We start from the raw sequence: 23558 nt of genomic DNA, 5'->3' as shown, positions 1-23558 counted from the left end.
TCGGCTTCCCTATAGGCCTCATTTTTGCTCTGTCTGCATAATTAAGTACTTGTATTTGACTTCCTCCACCACGATAAATTTTCCCTCCAGAGTGTTGTTCAGGGCGTCGGTGACGGCCACCAGATGGTGGCGCTCGTCATAACGGTAGTGCGTGCTTTTGCCCGAACAGTCCTGAAAGCGCTGGACCTGGGCCAGGGTGTTCCACCACAGGTATTTGGACTTGAGCGTCGGGTCGACGATGGTTTCCCTGCGGTACTCGTAGGCAGGTCAAGCGCGTTGCTGTGGCGGCTCACCACACCCTCGGTGTAGCTGAGGCGACGCACTGAACCGCCGTTACGATTAAAAACTTCGGCAAGCTTGCCATTGCTGTCGGTAGTACAGTTGATGTGGTGTGAGCGATAGCAGAACAACTAATTAAAAAGAAAGCGGCAGCTGATTGAGACAAGGTTGGCAATCATACTGCGGCGCATTTTATTAAAGAACGATAGACCTTTAAAAGCGTATAGGGTGAGTGGCAAATATATCGTTATAAAGCAATAGGTATTTTCAAGCCTATTTGTGTAAAATCAGTCGGCATGTTATGAGAAGCAAGTATCTAGAAGGTCGAGATCGAAATCTTTATTTTTAATTATGTTTTTATTGTTCCTTAGCTTTGCTAGTGATTTGTTTTTTAGTGTCGATGAGTTGCATTTTACAGCGCAATGGATAAATGCAGCAGGATATGAATAGTCTCTTGGTGAGTAGAGAACATCATCAATAGTCCGCTCGCTAGGCAATACGCAACCCACAATTAAAGGGATGTAGTACTCTTCAAGTGCGAGTTTGATATGATTACAAGTTTCGCTTGCATGTTCAGGGCGGGGAATAGCTATAGTGCCGTAGATGCTAGGGCTAAATTTCTTATCTTGTCTTCCTGATGTGGTAAACGAAAAACAAGCGTTGCTCCCTAAGTTGCTCTTGTAAGGCATGTCTATCTTAGACATGCAATCAAAGATAGGCCCTCCAAAAACTCGCCCGTTGAGCATAAAGGCGTGTGACTTTACCAAATATTGAAAGTCCAACTCTGCGACTATTTTTTTTCGAAGCGGAATTTCAAACCTTTTTTAACCGCTTTTACTGCCAGCTCTTTGCATTCTATATTTTGTAGCTCTTCTTGTAGTTTTTCTTCAAAATAAATTCGATCTTCTTTGCTCACGATATCACCGCCAGCAACCCAATCGGATCCTGCGTAATAAACCTCCCAATCTCCGGGTCATAATACCGAAACGTGTTGTAGTGCAGCCCCGTCTCGACATCAAAATACTGCCCCTGAAACCGCAGGTTCTGCTCAACCTCGTTCACCACCAGCTTCTCAACCGCACCCCACGCCCGGTACTTCGCCTGCCAGACGATCTGCCCTTCGGCATCGGTCATTTCCAGCGGCGTACCAATCTGGTCGGTGTGGAAGTAGTAGACCTTGTTCTCTACCTCGCCTTCTTTCTCATCAACACGGGCCAGCGGCGCATAGCTGCCGAGCTCGTAAAGGTACAGGCTGCTCTGGCCGGGGCTTTCTTCGCGCAGCATGCGCAAGCCTTGCCAGAGGAAGCGTTTGTGGTCGGTGCGGCCTTTGATCTCGGACTGTTTGGCGACTCTTCGGTCCAGGCTGTCGTACTGGTAGCTGCTGGTGCTTTCCACCTGCGTGTCGGCCATGGTCTCGGTTTTGACCAAGCGGTTTTCGCAGTCGTATGTGAAGGTCTGCCAGCGCACGATGCCGACCGTTTTCTCTATCAGGTTGCCCCAGGCGTCGTATTTGTATTCGTGGTTCGCCCACTGTTTGAGGCGATTGTCTTTGACGTGGTCGAAGCGGCTGGTGTTGAAGTTCAGGCGGTTGGCCGCGGCGTCGTAGCGGAACTCTTCGCCGTCGACCACTCGACCGGTGTTGCGCGCCAGCAATTGGCCGTTGGCTTCGTATTCGTACTGGGTTTCGCCGCGCAGTTTGTCGAGGGTGCGGCTCAGTTCACCGGCTGGGTCGTATTCGTAGCGGCGGTGAACCGGGTTGTAGGCGTGTTCGACGTAGCGCTCTGGTTTTATGAGCGGGTTCTGGATCTGCGATAGCTTTTCCGCGGGCAGGGTGGTTGCGTACTGCCAGGCTTTGCGGCCCATGCTGTCGTAGCAGAAGCAGCTCGTGAGTTTGCCTTGGGAGCGATAGCCCCAATACTCATGTCTCTGATCAGTTGGTGTTTGGGATTAAACTGTCTTATTAAAGCCACTGCCAAGCTACGATTAAAAATAAAACAATATCTTTAAGAAGGAATAAATCTAAATTTTTAAAGATCGCTAGCATTACTTATTCAAAATAAGGTGAGCTAGTCGGTATTTATGTAATTTTTACTTTTATGGATTAAGTGTGAAAAAACAATAAAAATTTATTTTGAGTCCGCATGTTAGTGCTAGCTTTTGAGATCAGGGTTTTGATGAGAATCTAACAAATTTCCTGTGTAAGTCCAATGCGGATTTATACTTAATAAGTTTCACATTTTCCGAGATGATCTCTTCTTTTTTTTCTAGTTTTTAGTTAGCAGTGCTATTGAATAGTCTAAATTAAAATCTTTTTTAATTTTCAGTACGTCAGATGCTTTTGGCTTGATCTCTGCAACTGAAACTATGTTACCACTACCACTACCACTACCACTACCACTACCACTACCACTACCACTACCACTACCACTATCACTATCTGCATCAGCCATCACGTAGGCAGTTAGCTTTTCAATGGAGTCAAAGACTTCAGCGTCATTAATAAAGGGATCTCCAGACCCTATAAAGTAGAATTTTTCCAAGCCTTTTTTGGGGATTAATATTAATCCGCCTCCAGAGTCATCTCCAATCAAAATGTAATCGGGGAAATTTATATCTATTTCATATGTTTTGTTACGCTCGACAATTTGATCAGTAGGATAAATTACGATTTGATCTTCTAATACCGCCCCATTGCATTCAGACCAAAATGTTCTCAACCAGTTTTTTTCTGAGATTCCTAACTCTTTGCAGACGGATTCTATTTCATTTACGTTGGCAGGGCTGTTCTTTTCAGTGAAGGATATCATTAGTCAAATGCTCCCAAGGAGTCGAAGTATTTATATGATCTGCTCGCAGCTTTCTTTGCTACGCTAGGACTAACTCCAGAGTCTATTAGCTCTTTGTATGCGGTTCCAAACTCTTCCTTAATGGTGCCATTAAACCCGCCCAATCTGCGTCTGGTTCGTTGAAGTGATGAAACAATAGCGTGTGATTCTCCAGAGGAGCTTTTTAATAAAACTGCTGGCGCTGCGTTACGCTTATATCCTGCTACATTCCTCTTTGCCCACTCATCCTGAATAAAGTGGTGTGACTGAACTGATTTATCACTTGGGATGTTTTTATTACCAGGCGCTCTGTTTACGCCCGGTGATAAATTGCCATGGGTATCGACATCCCCTGATTTATAGCCCCCCGGACGATTGCAAGCCCAGCCCCATGGATCAACCCATGCTGTGGGATTTGGAACATATTTGTAAAGGTTATCCCCCCCATCCAACCCAATCGGATCCTGCGTAATAAACCGCCCAATCTCCGGGTCATAATACCGAAACGTGTTGTAATGCAGTCCCGTCTCGACATCAAAATACTGCCCCTGAAACCTCAGGTTCTGCTCAACCTCGTTCACCACCAGCTTCTCAACCGCACCCCACGCCCGGTACTTCGCCTGCCAGACGATCTGACCTTCGGCATCGGTCATTTCCAGCGGTGTGCCGATCTGGTCGGTGTGGCCTTTGATCTCGGACTGTTTGGCAACGCGTCGGCCCAGACTGTCGTACTGGTAACTGCTGGTGCTTTCCACCTGCGTGTCAGCCATGGTCTCGGTTTTGACCAGGCGATTTTCGCAGTCGTAGGTGAAGGTCTGCCAGCGCACGATGCCGACGACTTTTTCGATCAGGTTGCCCCAGGCGTCGTATTTGTACTCGTGGTTCGCCCACTGTTTTAGGCGGTTGTCTTTGACGTGGTCGAAGCGGCTGGTGTTGAAGTTCAGGCGGTTGGCGGCGGCGTCGTAGCGGAATTCTTCGCCGTCGACCACGCGACCTGTATTGCGCGCCAGCAACTGGCCGTTGGCTTCGTATTCGTACTGGGTTTCGCCGCGCAGTTTGTCGAGGGTGCGGCTCAGTTCTCCGGCCGGGTCGTATTCGTAGCGGCGGTGAATCGGGTTGTAGGCGTGTTCGACGTAGCGCTCTGGTTTTATGAGCGGGTTCTGGATCTGCGATAGCTTTTCCGCGGGCAGAGTTGTGGCGTACTGCCAGGCCTTGCGGCCCATGCTGTCGTAGCCGAAGCAACTGGTCAGCTTGCCTTGGGTGCGGTAGATCTCGCGATGGAGGTCGTCGCGTTCCATGTCGCTGATCAGCTGGCCATCCAGATTCATCTGGTGCAGGTGACCGCTGCCGTAATACAGGTGGTTCAGATGCTGACCGGTGGGAAGGGTCAGCGTGGTCAGGTTGCTGAGTGGATCGTACTCGTAGGCTAGCGCGCCTTGGGGCGTGGTCTCTGTGGTCAGTCGCCCCAGCAGGTCGTAGGCAAATTCCAGTTTTTCGGCGGTGACGCCGAGTTTTCTGCCGGTGTCCGTCGGTTTGCGCTCGATTGACAGCAGTCGGTCGCCGTCGTCATAGGTGTAGTCCTGACGCGCGTCGTCGTTGAGTTTGGCCAACAGGCGACCAATCGGGTCGCGCTCCAGATGGGTGCTGCGCCGTGGCTGTTCGCCTTTCTCGCCGTAGCCGATTTCCTCGACCTGTGTCAGGTGGCCGCCGAGGTTGTAGCTGAAGCGGCGGGTCAGGTTGTCGATGCGCTTTTCTTCGATCAGACGATCTGCGTTGTCGTACACGAAGTTGTAGGTGGCGTTGTTTTCGTTGACCAGTGCGGTTAAGCGAATGGCCTTGTCGTACTGGTAGGCAACGGCTTTGCCCTTGGCGTCCTCGCGTCGGGTTGGCAGGCCACGGGCGTTGTGGGACAACCGCGTTATCTGGCCTTTGCCGTCGGTGTGCGAAAGCACCTGGCCGAGCGCGTTGTAGGTGAAGGACTCAACGCTGCCATCGGGATGGTTGATGCGCAGCACTTCGCCGTCGGGTTTGCGTTCCAGCGTGGTGGTGGTGTTCAGGGCATCGGTGACGGCGATCAGATGACCGCGATCGTCATAGCGGTAATAAGTATCTTTGCCTGAACAGTCCTGAAAGTGCTCAACCTGAGCGAGGCTGTTCCACCACAGGTATTTGGATTTGTAGCTTGCATTAATGAATTCGAAAGTAGGCTAACGCAATACTAGTAGCCCCTTCCATTAACTTGATTTTTAAAGAACTAATAAGCTATTACAAATAAATTTCTCGGTGGCTACTGCTTTTAATTGGGGGCAGGGGAGTCAACTTTATTTGGTGTCAAGTGATTTTTTACAAGCTTTAGATATTTTTCATCCTCTTCTGAAAAAATCTCTTCACCCTCTACCATATAAGCCTTGCATAAGAAATCTATGCCTTCAGGCTTGCTCAGTTCGTAGAGAGACTGTCCTAAACGCAACATAATGAAGGGGTTTGATGCACCATCAGGCCCGTTCATACCGTCATAGAGTTCTTCAATTGCACGTTCATAATCTTTCATGTTAAACAAAGCGTCAGCTGTACCCGCTTTTAACCAAGTGTAAGCCTCCCAAGTGCTGCGAGGCGAAGGCAATAGACTGAGAGCTTTCTCAAAGATATTTAATGCTCTCGGGTATTCCCCGTCATCCATAAGTGAATTTCCTATGTCACTCATTTCGGAGATTTTTTCGTAAAGCTCATCATCAAGCTCTAGCATGATTCATACCTTTATATTCTCGAGATAAAAATTCAAGTACTTATTGTCAAAGCCTTCAAAAGCTCTTTTCTTTCCGAGTTTAAAAGCTTTGTCAAAGTGCTCAATTGCGAGCTCTTTTTCGCCAAGTTCATAGCATATTTTTGCAAAATCAATAAGGCTGCTTGTTTCTCGTGGTGGCTTGGTTTTAATTGCAATAATTGCCCATTTTTTTGCTTCCGCATAATTTCCGGAGTCGAAGAGTAAATTAGAAATGCAACTAGAAATCCAATTGGCAAGATCCCATCTTTCGGGAGGCGCAGGCAACAAGGCCCATGCTTGATGATAGTTTTCAAGTGCTTTATCACTATCGTTTTCGATTTCAAATTTATTGCCAGACTCCGTCAAGTCTACAATTTTTTGTGAAAGCTCACTATTCGAATCGCTCAAATCTTCCATAAAATCCTCAATAGCTAAAATTTTCGTGTGGCCCAATCATACTTTCGGGAGGTCTATAAATCTGCCCTAATTTGGCACCTGCGGATCTATTGGTCGAGAAGTGCTCCAGCTCATAATTTTTAGGATCCCGCATCCACTGCCTTACTTCCGGCGATTTAGCTCCAAAATACCCCCCCTTGGTATTCCAGTATGTTACTGCGTCGGTTTTATGGGCCATGTCGGCCTCTTTAATGGGGTACCATTTTTCGTCTTTGCTCTTAAATCTCATACGGGCGCCTTCACCACGTATTTTTCCTTCCTTCCGCATATTCTCAATAACGGTTCTTCCCGTTTTGCTATTTTTCCCTGGGGTACGGCCCACATAATCAGTTCTACAGCTCAGTCCCCACGGGTCAATCCAATTGATTGTATTAGGCGCATACTCATAAAGATTTTCCCCACCCAACAACCCAATCGGATCCTGCGTAATAAACCGCCCAATCTCCGGGTCATAGTACCTAAACGTGTTGTAATGCAGCCCCGTCTCGACATCAAAATACTGCCCCTGAAACCGCAGGTTCTGCTCAACCTCGTTCACCACCAGCTTCTCAACCGCTCCCCAGGCCCGGTACTTCGCCTGCCAGACGATCTGACCTTCGGCATCGGTCATTTCCAGCGGTGTACCAATCTGGTCGGTATGGAAGTAGTAAACCTTGTTTTCTACCTCGCCCTCTTTCTCATCAACACGAGCCAACGGCGCATAGCTGCCGGGCTCGTAAAGGTACAGGCTGCTCTGGCCGGGGCTTTCTTCGCGCAGCATGCGCAAGCCTTGCCAGAGGAAGCGTTTGTGGTCGGTGCGGCCTTTGATCTCGGACTGTTTGGCGACTCTTCGGCCCAGGCTGTCGTATTGGTAGCTGCTGGTGCTTTCGACCTGCGTGCCAGCCATGGTTTCGGTTTTGACCAGGCGGTTTTCGCAGTCGTAGGTGAAGGTTTGCCAGCGCACGATGCCGACGACTTTTTCGATCAGGTTGCCCCAGGCGTCGTATTTGTATTCGTGGTTCGCCCACTGTTTTAGGCGGTTGTCTTTGACGTGGTCGAAACGACTGGTGTTGAAGTTCAGGCGATTGGCGGCGGCGTCGTAGCGGAATTCTTCGCCGTCAACGACTCTACCGGTGTTGCGCGCCAGCAGCTGGCCGTTGGCTTCGTATTCGTACTGGGTTTCGCCGCGCAGTTTGTCGAGGGTGCGGCTCAGTTCACCGGCCGGGTCGTATTCGTAGCGGCGGTGAATCGGGTTGTAAGCGTGTTCGACGTAGCGCTCTGGCTTTATGAGCGGGTTCTGGATCTGCGATAGCTTTTCCGCGGGCAGGGTGGTTGCGTACTGCCACGCTTTGCGGCCCATGCTGTCGTAGCCGAAGCAACTGGTGAGTTTGCCCTGGGTGCGGTAGACCTCGCGGTGCAGGTCGTCGCGCTCCATGTCGCTGATCAGCTGGCCATCCAGATTCAACTGGTGCAGGTGACCGCTGCCGTAGTACAGGTGGTTCAGGTGTTGACCGGTGGGCAGGGTTAGAGTGGTCAGGTTGCTGAGTGGATCGTACTCGTAGGCCAGCGCGCCTTGGGGCGTGGTCTCTGTGGTCAGTCGCCCCAGCAGGTCGTAGGCAAATTCCAGTTTTTCGGCGGTGACGCCGAGTTTTCTGCCGGTGTCCGTCGGTTTGCGCTCGATTGACAGCAGTCGGTCGCCGTCGTCATAGGTGTAGTCCTGACGCGCGTCGTCGTTGAGTTTGGCCAACAGGCGACCAATCGGGTCGCGCTCCAGATGGGTGCTGCGCCGTGGCTGTTCGCCTTTCTCGCCGTAGCCGATTTCCTCGACCTGTGTCAGGTGGCCGCCGAGGTTGTAGCTGAAGCGGCGGGTCAGGTTGTCGATGCGCTTTTCTTCGATCAGACGATCTGCGTTGTCGTACACGAAGTTGTAGGTGGCGTTGTTTTCGTTGACCAGTGCGGTTAAGCGAATGGCCTTGTCGTACTGGTAGGCAACGGCTTTGCCCTTGGCGTCCTCGCGTCGGGTTGGCAGGCCACGGGCGTTGTGGGACAACCGCGTTATCTGGCCTTTGCCGTCGGTGTGCGAAAGCACCTGGCCGAGCGCGTTGTAGGTGAAGGACTCAACGCTGCCATCGGGATGGTTGATGCGCAGCACTTCGCCGTCGGGTTTGCGTTCCAGCGTGGTGGTGTTGTTCAGGGCATCGGTGACGGCGATCAGATGACCGCGATCGTCATAGCGGTAATAAGTATCTTTGCCTGAACAGTCCTGAAAGTGCTCAACCTGAGCGAGGCTGTTCCACCACAGGTATTTGGATTTATAGGCCGCATCAATGATGGTGTGTGGCAGGCCATCTTCACTGTTGAGGTATTCGGTCTTGTTCCCGAGTGCATCGGTTTCGACCAGAAGATTGCCTCTGGAATCGTAACGGGCCTTCCACGTGCTGCCATCAGGGAAAGTCGTCTGGGTCACCAGCGTGGTCGCCAGATGATGCTTGTAGGTGATCTTGCGCCCTAGCGGGTCGGTTTCTTCAACCAGTCGCGAGAGGTGGTCGTATTTGAAGGCCAGCGTGTTGTCATCGGGCAATACCAGCCCCGTTATATTGCCGCTTTCGTCTATCTCGATGGTGTAGCGCTCTCCGCCGTAATCACGGCCGGACGTGACGCGCCGGTCTTCGTTGTAATGAATTTCCAGTTCACGCCCGAGCACATCGACGGCCCACGACGTACGCTGCTTAAAGTCATAACGGTAATCGAAATGTTCACCATCGCTGGTCCAGTGCTCGACCACGCGAGGCTGGTCATCAATGGTTTCCCAGCGGTAGTAACAGTTCAGGCCCAAGGCGTTGCTGTGGCGGGTCATCACGCCGTCGGTGTAGGAAAAGCTGCGAGTGGAATCGCCATTACGGTTATAAACGTCACTGAGCTGGCCGTTGTCGTCGTAGTGGTAACGAACGAGGGTTTCAACAGCTTCCTTATTGACGATCCGCTTCACCGACGTCAGCCGTCCCAGCGGGTGCTCATACTGCAAATGCACATGTACGTTGCCGGGTGCGCTGATGTCGGTGAGAGTACCTTCATCGGTACGGCTGAAATGCAGGTAGTGGCCGAGCGCGTTTTCAATACGCTGCAGCGGAACGGGTTTGTTGTTATTCGGCACTTCGCCGAAGTAGAAGAAGATGTTGTCCTGGGTTTGGAGCATGTAATGGCCGCCTTGCGTGCGGACCAGATGCATCTGCTCGTAAGGGTTGTAAATGCTTTCCCCGGGCTCGACGTTGACGAAGGGTACGCTGCGCCCCTGATTGTCGATGAGGTAAACGAAACTGCCATTTCGGCGCAGGTTTTGCTCCCACGGCAGCACCCAGCCCTTGCCCAGAACGCTGTCGACGTTGAGGTCGCTGGCGTAAAAGCGCGACCACTCGATAGGCATCAGCCCCGGCAGCGCAAAGTCTGTTTCGCCTTCTTCAAGCAGTAATTTTCGCCCGCTGGTGAGGTCAACGGGGTTGCCGCTGAAGCCGCCTATCACCCCGCTTATTGCAGGCCCCGCAACAAAACGTCCAAATAAATAGGACACGCCTACCGTGGCAGCGAATTTCAGGGCGCAAGGTGCGACCGCCTTCAGGCCGCCACCGAGTCCCTTGGCTAACATGGGCAGTCCACCGCGCCCCATCGAGGCAATGATGATTGCGATATCAATACCGACACGAAGCGACTCGGATATCTCTTCGTTTACTTTCAGATAGCGTTTTGTCCCGCCGCCAATAAAGACGTTATTGGAACCTGTAGCGATTTTCGAGTCACAGGTGAGCTTGTCGCCCTTGCGGGCGGCCGGGTAGCCATTGATGAAAACGCTGGCAGAGCCATCTGCAATCTGTACCGGTGCGGGGTGATTCTCGCACTTGGCGATACTTTGTGTGGTAAGAGCCGCATTGCGGCCGTTGATAAAAACGTTGGGCGAACACCCTGTTTGCGTGATATCTCCCGCGGGAGAACTTCGTGCCGCGCCCCAGCTTTCACCCACCGCCGGGGCTGCGCCTGCGCCGACTGACAAAACAACACCCAGAAGAACAGCCCCCAACCCGGCGGTGCAGACAATCAGGGCCGCGCCAGCAACGGCCATTGCGATGCCGATCACAGCACCCGCCAGAAGCCCGCCCAGTGCGCTATTGTGCTCAATTCCATCGTGCAAACGCGCTGCTTCGAACATGGTTTTATTCCTGTTCGGTGTTTATTGGCCCAGCGTTATCCGGATGTGGCTGAAAACTGGCCAGCAATTGCAACCAGTCCTCGTCCTGCGTGGAGCTAAAGTCAGTCTGACTTGTTGCCGAAAACACCAGAATACGTCCCGGTATGACTTCAAAGGCCGCTTGGCGCTGGTAAATCGGTCTGCCTTCATGCATGTAGTAGGCATCTACTTGTATACCGGGGAGGGTGTGCCCAGTAGACAACAAGGCAGACTTCTTACCAAGCAGCGTGTAGCCCCGAAGCTTATTGGCGATGAGCTTTATCTGCCGGCTTATGTAGGTGCTCATGTCCTCAGCGGGCAGCATGTCATCACGTGAAATCGTGATATTGAGGGGCGCTGGAACGCTGTCGCCCAAGGTGAACATGTTCACCGTCCGGTCCTTGAAACCATCTGGTAATGCGATTGATCCTTCGTGAAGCTGATAGTCCATTGTGAATGTCCTGAACTCGAAAATAAAAAATCAATGAGCGACAATTGCTTCAAGCACTGCGTCGAAATCGATCAACCAGTCTGCCAGCGCAGCCGTGTCAGGATCAATCATTGTGGAGATGCAAAGCCATTGCTTATCTCCATCCTCTGCAGTGGTGATAGCGTTAATAGCTCTGCCGTGACTAAGCCCTTGCCTGGAGGTGAGTACGTAGTCGAGAGCCACCGCTGCATTTCCCGCCAGCAAGCAATCTCGCTGCCGCACAGTATCGATATCAGGGTGTCTCTCACGCAGGTTTGCCAAGTAGAGATCTGTATAGCGGTTCAGCGTCAGATCATCCCGAACCGGCCGACGTGTGATGGTGAGCGTGATGGGGTGTCCATCCTTTTCAAGAGTGATGCTGATCTCCTGAAAGTTCACTCGCTGCGGCATGACCAGTTTCAGCCCGGCAACCGTAATCTCATTGCGTGTCAATTCAAGCGGTAAAACCGGCACTGGCTCAGGCTCGGGAACGGTCGGCGGAGCACTTGCTGCGTGTAATGCTTTCTCACGCGCCAAAGCCTCATCGGCTATACGCTTTTCCGAAATACGGTCATAAAGGCTGGTTCTGACCATCTCAGGATTTCTCGATATTGATATCGACACGGTCACCTTCGACAAAGGTGTTTTTGCTGAGAACCTTTATTTCGTCGCCCTTGATTTCGATGCTGCTCGGCTTGAGGGTAATGCTACTGGTACCTACAGTGAGGGTGATCTCCGTCATGGCCGTAATGTCGATAGACTGTTTGTCCACGGTAATCGTCAATGAGCCTTGCTCTACCTTGAGCAAAGTGTCGTTCTGAATAATTTCCGTATTCTTACCGCCGACAGTCACACTGCGGTTATTACCCACGTCATGCGTCTCATCCAGCTCGATCTCGGTGTCCATGTTGCGCTCGGCATGCACAATCACCTGTTCGGCACCGGCCTTGTCTTCGAAGCGGAAGAAGTTGGCTGTACCGCCATCACCCTTGGCCGAACGCGTCAGGAAACCGCTTTGGGTCTTGTTGGCAGGCAACGACCACGGCGGCGTATTCTGGCTGTTGTACAGACTGCCCATGACGAGCGGACGGTCGGGGTTGCCATCAAGGAAAACGACCACCACCTCGTCACCGACGCGCGGGATCTGGATGCTACCAAAACCGCCACTTGCACCGGATTGAGCAACGCGGACCCAGCAGGAGCTTTTGTCGTTGTGCTCGCCTTTGCGGTCCCAATGGAACTGAATCTTTACGCGACCCAGTTCGTCGGTGAAGATTTCTTCTCCGGGCGGACCCACAACGATAGCGGTCTGCGGCCCCGAAATGACGGAGCGATTGGTCGTGAGCTGTGGGCGAAAAACTATCTTCTTGCGTACACAGGAGAAGGTGTTGAAGTAGCTGGCTTGCTGACCGTTGAGGTAATTGTTGTGGCCTTCACTATCAACAAGCACGAGCAGGAACTGGCGGTCTTCAGGTGAGCCCTGATCGTGGTCGTAATGCTGCAGCAGTTCGAAGGTGTAGCCAGGCTTCATGGCACGACAGTTACTGGTGCCCCTAAAGCTCTTGCCCCTCAGCTCAAGCGCTTCAACGCGCAAGCGCAACAGCGCTTCACCTTCATCGTAGGTGCCATGGGTGTACTGGCCGGGAAAGTCGTACACCTCGAAGTTCTCGACATCACCCTGCTGGTTCAGGCTGTTCATGGCGACCGGCAGCCTGTTGTTTGGCTGACGATAGTCGAACGTCTGAACCGCTATTTTCCCTGATTGTAGTTTGCGGTCGCCGTTCCATTCGATGATGGAGTCGGCTGTCTCGGTGACCGACGCCGAGTGGAAGCGTATCTGGGGCTGCTCCGGCAACGGCACCAGCGTGGTGGAGTCGTCGCAGATGATCATGGTGTGACCTTCGGCGGTGTGCTCGAAGTAATAGAACATCCCTTCTTCTTCCAGCAGACGCTGGACGAAGTTGAAGTCGGATTCGCGGTATTGAGTGATGTAGGTATAGCGCTTGAGAGGCTTGCTCAGGCGAAACTCATGCTTGGAGAACGCGGTACACATCGCGAACACTTGGGTAACGACTTCCTCTACCGTATTCCCCTGGAAGATACGTGTGTCGAAGCGGTTCTTCAGCATCGAGAACCAGGGGTTGAGCGTTGCCGTGTATTTGGCCATGCCGCCGTCGCTGCCACCGCTGGCAAAGCGCGTGAGATAGCCAGCGATATAGCGTGGCGAGCCATCGGCCAGCTCGATTTCGATAACCACGTGCTGGCCCATCATCGATTTCAGCTCGACTCCGGAGTCCTGGCACACCAGCAGCAGGTCAAATTGGTATGCACGTGACAGACCTTCAGACCCTCTAAAGGACTCCAGCAGCAGCTCCTGCTCGGGATTCGCGAGGTTCTTGAATTTGAAAAGGCGCCGGTTCTGCGGCGAAAGCATCGCGGCAAGGTCCATCAACATGTATATCTCCTTGAAGGCAGGGAGGCCAGCGCCGCCGGATTTAGCGGCTAACGGTTACAAACTGACAAGTCACGACACAGGTCTGGTGCATAAGCATCGACTATTTCAGGAGGGCTGCGATATCAAAAATCGACATCCACCGCTCATAAAATTCTGAAAATTTCGTAGGACCAGAGCTACAGACGCGTTCGGCATCTCGCAATTACTGCGAATGTGCGACCACAAAACAATATGAAAGTGCCACTAGCTCAGTAAAAAAACAGCTAACATTTCTCTCAAAACCGTTACAGTTCTTAAGAGATGAAAGGAGACACCGAGGCGTTGCGCCGTGTCAACCACAACGACGGCCTCGGACGATCACCCTCATTTTGGGATGTGTCTGATTTAGCTGGACGGTCGTAATTGTGGAGCACTTAGAGCGCGCATTAGTTGGGAGATTTTCAGGCGTAGCAATGAGTTAAGCAGGGATTCGAATAAGTGATGGCCTAATGGCATTGTTGCGATCTGTTTTTTAGGTGAGAAAAATGAGCATGTCCTGAAATTTAGCTTCAGAATTCAGGTCCCCAGGTCCCCAGGTCCCCAGGTCCCCAGGTCCCCAGGTCCCCAGGTCCCATGGAGCCATGTACATGGCTCGGATCACGTCAATTTGTAGCCGCGCGATTGGTGCAAGCCTCCTTCAACCCAGGGACAGTGATGTGTAAATGGACCTATTAGCCAACATTCCTAGCTGGGATGACATCGAGCGGAACCTCGATGATAAATTCAACACGCTGAATCAAGCCTACAGCGATGGGCTGCAGAGCACCTATGACAGCTGGAATGGCTTCACGCGACGCGTCAATACCACCACCACCGCGACTCAAGCCTACGGATACATGGGCGGCAACCGCATTGACTATGTGAAAGCGGCGATGAGGCTTTCCTATCCCATCATCGAGTCAAACCTCAAGCGCAAGTGGGCATCCATCGAGATCGAACAGATCCTCCCGGTGCTGCTGCAACTGGTTAAAGAAGTCGCGATGATTCTCGGCGGCAGCGTTGCGGTCGGTACGGTCGCTGGCGGCGTTGCTGGAGCGTTTTTCTTTGGTGTCGGCGCTGTGCCGGTAGCGGCAGTTGGAGCGGGTATCGGTTTACAGGTTGGCAACCTGATCCTGATGGCGCTGGGCCTCTCAGCTATAGCTGAATATTTCTATAAAGGTCTGCCTGCTTGCCTCTCTACCTTGCAGGAAGGCTTCGCCACTGCCTGGCACGCTGACGAAGGGCTGAAACCCGAGGGCCTCGACCCCACTGGTGGTTCGGCATACGAAATCCAGGAGCGGATTGATCGTGCTGCCCGCCAAATCGCAAAAGGCCAGGAGCAACTGGTGCTGCTGCTCTTTACTGCCATCGTGACCTACATGACACGTGGGCAGGTCAAGGCAGGCATCATAGGGAGCATGGATAGCATCGCAGTGCGCAGTGCCAAGCTTCAGGCAGAGATTTCGAACAAGCAGTTTGCGAACTGGTTGGCGCGTAATGAGCGGAGGCTATTGGCTGAGCCTGCGTTGCGGGTTGATGAGCCTGCTCCTTTGGCTAAGGCTGAATCCGAGACCATGCGTGAGTATTACGCTAAGCAAGATCCAGAGTTTGTATCGGTAGAACAGCAGATTAAAGAATTTAGTACATTTGAAACCCACGGTGTTCAAACAAGTGAGATAGATGCGTATCTCGGTACGGCAGAAGGAAGAGCTTATTTTGATGCGCTTGCGAGGTCTGCTCCCAATGCATCTGAAGAGCTTCTATACGCCAGAGCAGCAGGACAACTTGCTTCTGGTAAAACTCTTCCGACTGTGAAGTTTGTAGATGAACCATTGGTAAAGATAGTGGCCGAAGGCGGGGATGCTCCAAAATACTCACCTTATTTTACGACGCGTAAAGAGCTAATGAAGGCGTCAGCCTCCGATAAGACGTTAGCTGATTATTTTGGGCTTCCCTTGGGGAGCGAAGGGGTTACATATGGTATATATGAGATAAAGCCGCTAAATCCTACCAAAGTTTACGTCAGTGAGGTCGCTCCGACGAGCGAGTTAGGAGGTCTAGTTAAACGTTCTGCCGGAGCAGTGCAGTATGTGGTGCCTGATCGTGGTAGCTGGGCTCCAGCTGTAAGAGTTGGGACAATAGGGAACTAAAAATGAACATAGATAAAATCGAATTTTCAGCAAAAATTTTGGAAGAGAAATTAAAGGAATATGCTGTAAAGGATAATGAGGCTTCACGTCTCTATGAAGATTTAAGGCCGTTGTTGGAACTGGCAAAATCAAGACGTATTCTATCACCAATACAATGGGGGAAAATCCCGGGGCGCTATCGCTTTACCGAGAATGGGCTTCAAGAATACAGTGATTTAGAGGAAGCATATGCTGTATTCTCAATTGAGATTACGGGCGGAGAACCTCCGCTTCTAAAGATGCTTCGTGCAGAGAGAAATCAAAAATAGCTCATTTAACAAAGTGGCAATAAAATGTATACTGTATATTAGTGGCGATAGTTAAATTTCATCGACATGTTCTATTGAACATGTTCAAAGCTCCGGAGTGTGGGTTACGAAACTGTCCACCTCGAGGCGGCGTAAGCCACGATCCAACGACTCTCGAATGAAAATTTTAGTTGAGCTGACGATAGACAAAACGTCATTTTTACTTGTCATTTTCGGTTAATAATGACTTGGTTGACTATGAAGAATATTATGAAATAGTCCAAAGTGGCTACGAGCTTTTTCAAAAAACTCCTGAAGTTGAGCTCGTTTTCGTCATAAAATGTAGACTCAGAGAGTTGGGTGATTTGCTTACTGTGCAGCCCAGTTAAAATAGGGGGCTACAAGTTAGGGAGGCAGACCCACAGTAATTGCTCCACGAGCATGAAACTGGTGGCAGCTTGGTGTGCATGTGCGCCCGCAGGCTAATGCTCAAGGTTTATCTGAACTTCTCCGCTTATGGGAAAACGCACTTATAGAGGGCAGACCTCCCTCAAAGCGTTCTTGACAGGATAGCCTACAGAGCGGTATAAGTGGGCAAGGGTTTTTAGGAATGTAGCAAATACATCCTTCTTAGGCATTGCTTAAATAACGATGTAAGGAACGTCTGTAAAGAATATTTCATTTCTAAACTACGTCTCTCTGAAAAAAGTCCCATGATAAATCTACATAGCCCGTTAGACATCGTTACTGACTATGCTGAACGGTATAGAAGCTTTAGGCCTGCGCCTACTTCTAGAGTATCTACCTCAAGTGGAAGATCTTCAGAGGTTGATAGTCCCACAGACTCCTCCTTGGTTCCGGGCTGGCTAGCATCTAGAATACCTACGCTAACAGCCTCTCAGGCACTTGACCGATCAAAAGGCGCACTTCTTGGTCTTGCTATTGGTGATGCAGTCGGTACAACTCTGGAATTTACTAGCCGCGATTCTAACACTGTGACAGACATGCAAGGCGGGGGGCCATTTAGACTCAATGCGGGCGAGTGGACAGATGATACCAGCCTGGCTCTTTGCTTGGCTGACTGCTACCTTGCGAATGGAAAACTGGATTACGCAGACTATTTGAATCGGCTATGCCGCTGGTATAAAAAAGGGGAAAATAGCGCCAAAGGTGTTTGCTTTGATATTGGTAATGCGACACGCAACGCACTTGAAGGTTGGCTAAAGGAAGGATTGAGTTGGAACGGCAACTGGGAGCCTAATACCGCAGGCAACGGCTCAATAATCAGATTGGCACCGACAGCTATTTTTCGGCGAAACTCTTTGCTCACAACATGGATGGAAAGTCAAACGCAAAGCAGAACTACGCACTGCGCGGTTGAGGTGATTAGCTGTTGCGAACTTCTAGGGGCAAAATTACACCTTGCTCTAAATGGGGCCAACAAGCAGGAGGTTTGTTCTCCCATGATCGGCCCATTCCAGCCTCGAGTAATGATCATCAACACCGGTGAATATAAAGAAAAAACTAGAGACCAGATCCGCTCCTCAGGCTATGTTATCGACACGCTGGAAGCAGCCCTGTGGGCCGTATGGCATACCGACAACTTCAAAGATGCTATTCTGCTAGCTGCTAATCTTGCCGATGATGCTGACAGTGTAGCAGCGACCGCTGGACAAATTGCCGGTGCATTGTATGGGGTGTCGGGCATGCCAGATGAGTGGGTAAAAAAAGTCGCTTGGTCGGATCATATTCAAGATTTAGCTCGGCAATTGTTTGAACGCGCACCAGGTTAAAATGCATTTTCGATGCTGTCGTGGAGGTGTGAAAGACTTTAAAAGTCTACCGCTGATAGTGCCAAAAATACAGTTTCTTGAGTGCCTATAATATAGATATTTATATGGATTTTTTGTAAGAGTGGTCAGGGGTATAAATGTTTACTGCGTGATGGTGACTTTTTGTCATAATTACGATCTGTTTCGCAGATGAGAAAAATGAGCCTGCTCTGGAATTTAGTTCAAGAGTTCAGGTCTGATCGGACCAGGTGCATATGGATCAGAACGCGTCAATTTGTGACCACCAAGTAAGTTGGTGCAGCCCCTTCAACCCAGGGACAGTAATGTATAAATGGACTTATTAGCCAACATTCCTAGCTGGGATGGCATCGAGCGGAACCTCGATGATGAACTTAACAAGTTGATTCAAGCTAATAGAGGTTTTTGTGGGCAACGTCGCGCCGACTACAGAGCTTAATGGGAAAATTGCTAGGTCTGGCGATGCTGTTCAGAGCATAGTAAATAATCGTAGTGAATGGTTTATGCCCAGACTAATCAGTACGATAGAACTAGGAGTAACATTGGCATGAATGTTAAGGCTTTGAAAGTGGCAGCTACAACGCTCCGCGACAAACTTGAATTTCATATACATCGCGACCCTGATGCTTCAATATTATTGTTGAACCTTGATATGCTACTCTGTCGAGCAGAGCAAGGCGAAATAACAGAAATGGTTGAGCCACGAGATATTCCAGGATACAAGCTTTTTACCGAAACGAACTTACAAGCTTATGGGGATTTGGAAAAGGCCTACGCTGATTTTTGTCTTGAACTTACAGAGGTGCGCGAAACAGATGCGTATAAGATGTTGGCGGCCAAGATGGCTAAGCGTCGAAAGTCTCTTTAATAGAGGGTAGTGCAGCGTACTTTGTTTCGAGGCTGAAACGGTAAAGCGAAGACGTTTCATCTCCTTTCGATAATCCCTAGTCAAACGCCTGGAAAGCAAATGACTTCCAGTCCAAAAAATCGCTTAAATTAATTGGCGCGGGTGAGTGATGAAATTTAATACTGCTATAGAATTTATAGATTATGCTATCTCTCTGACTAGAGAGCGGATAAAGCGTAATCCTTCATTTCCTGTTTATGCCGCAGTTATAAGCCAGCTATTACATGTAAAGGCTGTTTTTGATGGTGTTGAGAAGGATAAATCTAGACTTCATAAGCTTTCCATTGGAGCCCTTGCGGCGAAAGAGTTTGAAGATACTGATTACGAGTTTGCGCGAGCATTAATGGATGTTTATTACATAGCAAATCAATCAGCGAACGGACTGAAAGTCAAGCTTCCCGAAGGGTTGTGGCGTCCTTGATAAATAAATTTTATTACGCTTGACAATAGTGAAAAAGTTGCAATTTTCGCTCTTGATGCCGGTCGCAGATGTCTGCTTTCCTTCGTCCCTCCGTCGATCTAGCTGCTGCCAAAGTCATTATTATGAATGCTGAACATCTGAAGCAAAAAACGCAAAAGCTGCGTGAGGTGATTGAAGATTTGAGAAATTCAGATCCCGTTGTTGAAAAGCTTCGAGTTGAGATCGAACCACTGATGAAGCTGGCCGAATCTGGCATGATAACAGTTAAGTTGCAGTGGCGAGACATTCCGGGGCGTTACCTATTTACCGAAGAGGGCTTGCAACAATATTCTCATCTTGAGCATGCTTTCGCAGAGTTCAGGGTTGAACTGACTGGTGGGGAGACTCCTTTACTACGTAAACTGAAAAGGGAAATGGGTGAGAAATGAAGTGAGCGTCACAGTCAGTGAGCCTTTGCTCTGTGTGGCGCACATGTCTTGCGATTCTAATGCTGCATGACCTGCTTTCTGAGATATATAGCATTTGCTCCGTTGGAAATTAGCTAATGCCCTACTGCAATTGTCATGTTTGGAGTGTAGTAGTCAAGCGTGGCTAATAGTCCGCGGCCAGGAAGTCGTTACAATAGACACTTAGAGGTTACATAAATATGGATGTTAAAGCCTTGAGAGTGGCTGCCATAACGCTTCGCGAAAAACTTGAAATTTATAAGCGTTGCGACCCTGATGCTTCAATATTGTTTTTGCAACTTGAGGGTTTACTTTCCCGAGCAGAGCAAGGCCAGATTACTGAAATGGTTGAGCCACGAGATATTCCAGGTTACAAGCTTTTCACTGAGACACGTTTACAGTCATATAAAGATCTGGAGGCTGCGTACACAGATTTCTATATGGAACTCATAGAGGGGCGCGAAACGGAAGCTTACAAAATGTTGGCGGCCAAAATGGCTAAGGACTGAAAGTTACCATCGATAGACAGTTGTGCAGCATGGTTTTAGGAGGGATATAGGAAGGCGAAGATGTTTTTATGCGTTCCGATGAGCCTTGAAATCTTGTGGTTATAGATGAAAGGGGAAATGAAAAGCAGGGAGGCAATCGGGAATGCTAGATAATGATGGTTCGGTACAGTTCTCTGATGAGGTTAAAAGCCGCCATAGAGTTTTCAATATGAAAGCTCCAGTGGACACTGAGGTGTACATAGGTAAAATGGGCTTTCGGAGTGGTTCTCATGGGTGTGGCACGGTGTTGTCAAGCCACGGACCATTGGAAATTTGGTTTCGGAACGATGAAAGTCATTTAATGGAGTGCGCTATGATATTTAATACTGCGCTGGAGTATGTAAATCACGCTCTTCTACTTGCTAAGGATCGGTGCGCGCGTAATTCCCAGTTTCCAGTTTATACATCGGTAATTAATCAACTCATCTATGTCAAGGCAGTTTTCGAGGGGGTTGAAAAAGACAAGTCGAGGCTTCATGATTTGTCACTTGGCGCTCTAGGAGCTAAAGAGTTTGAAGATATGGACTACGAGCTAGCTCGAGCCATTATGGATGTGAGCTATATAGCGTCTCAATCAGCTAATGGGCTAAAAGTAAAACTACCCACAGGCATCTTATACCAAGAGCCGCCCGTTAGGTGATTATTCAGATAGGGGCGAGTTCTATGTCACCTGCACTGTTCAGATTTGGAGCGACGGTATTTGTTTTTTTCATGACATTGGTCGATGTTTTTTCAGTTTACTGGATTTGGGAACATGTACTTCCTCTGTATGGGCGTATATATAGAAATGCACCTGTCGTAGAAACTCCTTACCTTGCGTTCTGCCTACTCATGGTTCCGCCCGCCGTGCTGCTAATTATAATTGGAGGCTCTATAGCCGTATGGACAGGGAAGAAATTTGATCCTCCAAATAATTCTTTTTTGGGGGCTTTCCAAAGTTTGATGCTCAAGATTTCTATCAAGACGATAATCTATGTTGTGCCCTCCATAGCTGTATTGGCTACTATTGTATTGCTTGCTAGAGACTATACGCCATGTCCAAAATTGCTTATTTCTGGTTCGGCATGGCAATTATTTTGGGTGAACGATGAGCGAGTTTGTTTTAAGCCGACGCGTTAAATTAACGATGGCTGGCCCTGCAAGATGGTGGGCGACCAAGAATATTGTATACAGGTAGACGGGAAGTGAGCTTTAGATTGCAGCGGCTTTACATTTATTGGTCTTTGATAGCTAATCTTTTGATTTTTGGGCATGGTCTATTAGGTGGTGAAGTCCATAATAATTTTATCTTTATGTTTGATTATTCGTAGATATAACGGAAAATGAAGCTTGTTGTAGGCGCTTTTTGCACAAGTTGATGGGCTTTATCTATGAGGTTGAATGATTAAGGCTCTAAGGCAGTCATATGAAATTTAACGATACCTTTTTAATCGCGACCTCATGCTTTCCTTGGGTATCGAGGAAACCTCAGGGCGTTTCTATTTGTAATTTCCGGTGAATAATGGCTTGATCGATTGCGAGGAGTATTACGAGATCGACAAAGCCAGCTTTGATCTTTTCCACACAGATCTCATTGCTGCAGATGCATTCGCCAAGACATGCCGCAGGAGAGAGCGGGATGATCTTTTGATCCAGAAGCCAGGAGTAAAGCGGGGAACGGCTATTTAGCCGCTAACAAGCGGTATAGACTCGGGCATCCGGTAGCAGCTTCCATACTGCTCTACACCTTGAGAAATTACTCTGGAAGGACCCATGATTGACTTGAGAAGCTCCAACGAAACCCTCGATCGATATGTTGAGCGCTACGATCACCTGCTGCCTCCGCCATCTGCGCAGTTGCTCCAACGTATGGATTATATGTTGCAGGCTGACGCACCAAGGTTGCCTGTAGAGAAGCCCGGCTGGATAGCGTCACGGACGTGTAACCTCACCGAAGCACAGGCGCTGGACCGTGCAAAAGGGTGCCTGCTTGGGCTGGCCATTGGCGATGCCGTCGGTACAACACTGGAATTTTTGCCCCGTGATCGTAGCCATGTCCATGACATGGTGGGTGGCGGACCTTTCAAACTCAATGCCGGTGAGTGGACCGATGACACAAGCATGGCTCTCTGCCTCGCAGATACTTATCTTGCGAAGGGCAATTTCGACCTTATCGATTACGCAGAGAGAATGGGCCGCTGGTACATAAATGGCGAAAACAGCCACAACGGTAAGTGTTTTGATATCGGCAATGCCACTCGGGCTGCGATCGAAGGAAGGCTGAAAGATGGCGGTCACTGGTATGGTAATGATGCCCCATCCACCGCTGGCAATGGCTCAATAATTCGCTTGGCACCCACTGCGATATTTCGCCGACATTCGCTTTCAGCTACGTGGCGTGAGAGTGATGCCCAAAGTCAATGCACCCACAACGCGTTGGAGGCTATCGCGTGTTGTACGCTGCTTGGCGCACAGTTCCATCTCGCCCTTAACGGCGCGGACAAAGAAGAAGCCCTTTCTCCGATGATTTGCCCGTTACTACCGCGAGCATTGCTCATCAACGCAGGCGAATACAAAGAAAAAAACCGCGACCAGATCCGCTCTTCAGGCTATGTCATCGACACACTCGAAGCAGCCCTGTGGGCCGTATGGAATACCGACAACTTCAAAGATGCTATTTTGCTGGCCGCCAACCTGGCTGATGATGCCGACAGCGTAGCCGCTACCGCCGGACAAATCGCAGGCGCGCTTTATGGGGTGTCAGGCATGCCGGAGGAATGGGTCAAGAACGTCGCATGGTCCGAGCATATTCAGGGGCTGGCCCAACAGTTGTTCGAGCGTGCGCCGCTGCACGACCCTTTGGACGAGTCTATCGGCGATTGATAGAGAAGCGCGCGTACTCTCTCTGAGGGTCAGCCCGCGATCCCTGATTTTTATCGCGTCTCAAGGAATCTGACCCACATGCCCAAACCGTGTCCGCAACAGCTCTACAACAAAGCCTGGCTATTCGCATCCCATGCCCACGTAGGCCAAAAAATGACAGGCTCGGACCTTCCTTACACCACCCACGTGGCGATGGTTGCCAACGAGTTGATCTTTGCCCATCGCGAAGAGTCTGTGGGCGCGCTTGAAATCGCCTTGCCCACAGCGTTACTGCACGACGTGCTGGAAGATACGCCGGTGACTCAGGATGAGTTGGCTGAAGCATTTGGTGTCGAGGTGGCTTCAGCGGTGGCGTGCCTGAGCAAGAACCTGGTCGTGCCGTTTTCCGAAGCGCTTTATTTCGCTGGGATCGCCAGGCACTCCAAAGAAGCTGCGTCGGTCAAGTTGTGTGATCGCATCACCAATCTTCAGTCAGCGCCGTCCACCTGGAAGAAGGCAAAGCGGGCGTCTTACCTGGTGGAGTCGGCGCAGATCCTGGCAGCCTTGGGGCATGCGAACGGGTATCTGCGGCAGCGGCTCATTGATACGATGGCGCGTTATGAGGCGCTTTATGTTGATGGCTTTGAAGGCTGAGTAATGAGCGGGCTTTCCATTTCGATAAA

General features: G+C 50.1%; 18 protein-coding genes and 6 pseudogenes. 13 read left to right on the top strand and 11 right to left on the bottom strand.

Annotated elements, in window-relative coordinates:
• Positions 1 to 90: 90 nt before the first annotated feature.
• From AC4ANE_RS26730 to AC4ANE_RS26680, 11 genes and pseudogenes are all read right to left on the bottom strand, one after another.
• Positions 91 to 243 (bottom strand): annotated as a pseudogene (locus AC4ANE_RS26730) (RHS repeat protein); the annotation flags it as partial.
• An 826-nt stretch (positions 244 to 1069) separates the two neighbouring features.
• Entirely contained in the window at positions 1070 to 1195 is a 126-nt protein-coding gene (locus AC4ANE_RS26725) for a hypothetical protein (RefSeq protein ID WP_256461762.1), read from the bottom strand.
• Positions 1196 to 1209: 14 nt separating this feature from the next.
• Positions 1210 to 2187: pseudogene (locus AC4ANE_RS26720) on the bottom strand (RHS repeat domain-containing protein); the annotation flags it as partial.
• Positions 2188 to 2543: 356 nt separating this feature from the next.
• The gene (locus AC4ANE_RS26715; protein ID WP_460408626.1) at positions 2544 to 3086 is read right to left on the bottom strand and encodes an SMI1/KNR4 family protein; all 543 of its coding nucleotides are present in this window, start codon (positions 3084 to 3086) and stop codon (positions 2544 to 2546) included.
• A pseudogene (locus tag AC4ANE_RS26710) lies at positions 3086 to 5296 on the bottom strand (RHS repeat-associated core domain-containing protein); the annotation flags it as partial. The pseudogene AC4ANE_RS26710 and the gene AC4ANE_RS26715, both read right to left, overlap by 1 nt.
• Before the next feature lie 104 nt (positions 5297 to 5400).
• The gene (locus AC4ANE_RS26705) at positions 5401 to 5850 is read right to left on the bottom strand and encodes a tetratricopeptide repeat protein (protein WP_031594521.1); all 450 of its coding nucleotides are present in this window, start codon (positions 5848 to 5850) and stop codon (positions 5401 to 5403) included.
• Between the two features lie 3 nt (positions 5851 to 5853).
• Positions 5854 to 6285: a tetratricopeptide repeat protein gene (locus tag AC4ANE_RS26700; protein ID WP_031594520.1), complete on the bottom strand. Its 432-nt coding sequence runs from the start codon at positions 6283 to 6285 to the stop codon at positions 5854 to 5856.
• 7 nt (positions 6286 to 6292) lie between these two features.
• A complete protein-coding gene (locus AC4ANE_RS26695; protein WP_460408624.1) occupies positions 6293 to 10504 on the bottom strand; it encodes an RHS repeat-associated core domain-containing protein in 4212 nt (1403 codons plus the stop codon).
• A 4-nt stretch (positions 10505 to 10508) separates the two neighbouring features.
• Positions 10509 to 10973, bottom strand: a complete 465-nt coding sequence (locus tag AC4ANE_RS26690; protein WP_002551405.1) for a DcrB-related protein — start codon at positions 10971 to 10973, stop codon at positions 10509 to 10511.
• 30 nt (positions 10974 to 11003) lie between these two features.
• A complete protein-coding gene (locus AC4ANE_RS26685) occupies positions 11004 to 11585 on the bottom strand; it encodes a DcrB/PsbP domain-containing protein (RefSeq protein WP_031594518.1) in 582 nt (193 codons plus the stop codon).
• 1 nt (position 11586) lies between these two features.
• Positions 11587 to 13446 (bottom strand): type VI secretion system Vgr family protein, encoded by a 1860-nt coding sequence (locus tag AC4ANE_RS26680; RefSeq protein WP_002551407.1) that lies wholly within the window; start codon positions 13444 to 13446, stop codon positions 11587 to 11589.
• A gap of 701 nt (positions 13447 to 14147) precedes the next feature.
• Here AC4ANE_RS26680 and AC4ANE_RS26675 point away from each other — a divergent pair.
• From AC4ANE_RS26675 to AC4ANE_RS26615, 13 genes and pseudogenes are all read left to right on the top strand, one after another.
• Entirely contained in the window at positions 14148 to 15614 is a 1467-nt protein-coding gene (locus AC4ANE_RS26675) for a DUF6861 domain-containing protein (RefSeq protein WP_031598511.1), read from the top strand.
• A gap of 2 nt (positions 15615 to 15616) precedes the next feature.
• Positions 15617 to 15922, top strand: a complete 306-nt coding sequence (locus tag AC4ANE_RS26670; RefSeq protein ID WP_031598509.1) for a hypothetical protein — start codon at positions 15617 to 15619, stop codon at positions 15920 to 15922.
• A gap of 692 nt (positions 15923 to 16614) precedes the next feature.
• Positions 16615 to 17694, top strand: a complete 1080-nt coding sequence (gene tri1 / locus AC4ANE_RS26665; RefSeq protein WP_460408622.1) for an ADP-ribosylarginine hydrolase Tri1 — start codon at positions 16615 to 16617, stop codon at positions 17692 to 17694.
• Between the two features lie 331 nt (positions 17695 to 18025).
• A pseudogene (locus AC4ANE_RS26660) lies at positions 18026 to 18106 on the top strand (DUF6861 domain-containing protein); the annotation flags it as partial.
• Positions 18107 to 18259: 153 nt separating this feature from the next.
• Positions 18260 to 18580 (top strand): hypothetical protein, encoded by a 321-nt coding sequence (locus AC4ANE_RS26655; RefSeq protein WP_031598058.1) that lies wholly within the window; start codon positions 18260 to 18262, stop codon positions 18578 to 18580.
• A gap of 148 nt (positions 18581 to 18728) precedes the next feature.
• Positions 18729 to 19040: an immunity protein Tsi6 family protein gene (locus tag AC4ANE_RS26650; RefSeq protein ID WP_080392301.1), complete on the top strand. Its 312-nt coding sequence runs from the start codon at positions 18729 to 18731 to the stop codon at positions 19038 to 19040.
• A 122-nt stretch (positions 19041 to 19162) separates the two neighbouring features.
• Positions 19163 to 19468 (top strand): hypothetical protein, encoded by a 306-nt coding sequence (locus AC4ANE_RS26645; RefSeq protein ID WP_031598057.1) that lies wholly within the window; start codon positions 19163 to 19165, stop codon positions 19466 to 19468.
• Positions 19469 to 19686: 218 nt separating this feature from the next.
• Positions 19687 to 19995 (top strand): hypothetical protein, encoded by a 309-nt coding sequence (locus AC4ANE_RS26640; protein ID WP_016982575.1) that lies wholly within the window; start codon positions 19687 to 19689, stop codon positions 19993 to 19995.
• 352 nt (positions 19996 to 20347) lie between these two features.
• Positions 20348 to 20674, top strand: coding sequence for an immunity protein Tsi6 family protein (locus AC4ANE_RS26635; RefSeq protein ID WP_044423854.1), 327 nt, complete (start codon positions 20348 to 20350; stop codon positions 20672 to 20674).
• Positions 20675 to 20697: 23 nt separating this feature from the next.
• Positions 20698 to 21222, top strand: a pseudogene (locus tag AC4ANE_RS26630) (hypothetical protein).
• 217 nt (positions 21223 to 21439) lie between these two features.
• Positions 21440 to 21702, top strand: a pseudogene (locus AC4ANE_RS26625) (hypothetical protein).
• Positions 21703 to 21786: 84 nt separating this feature from the next.
• Positions 21787 to 22896 carry an ADP-ribosylarginine hydrolase Tri1 gene (gene tri1 / locus AC4ANE_RS26620; protein WP_031598055.1) on the top strand — a complete coding sequence of 370 codons (1110 nt, stop codon included), beginning with the start codon at positions 21787 to 21789 and terminating at the stop codon, positions 22894 to 22896.
• A gap of 78 nt (positions 22897 to 22974) precedes the next feature.
• A complete protein-coding gene (locus AC4ANE_RS26615) occupies positions 22975 to 23529 on the top strand; it encodes an HD domain-containing protein (protein ID WP_002551411.1) in 555 nt (184 codons plus the stop codon).
• The last annotated feature ends 29 nt before the right edge of the window (positions 23530 to 23558 follow it).

Source organism: Pseudomonas sp. Pme6b (assembly GCF_058129925.1).
This window is presented reverse-complemented; position numbering and strand designations above follow the sequence as displayed.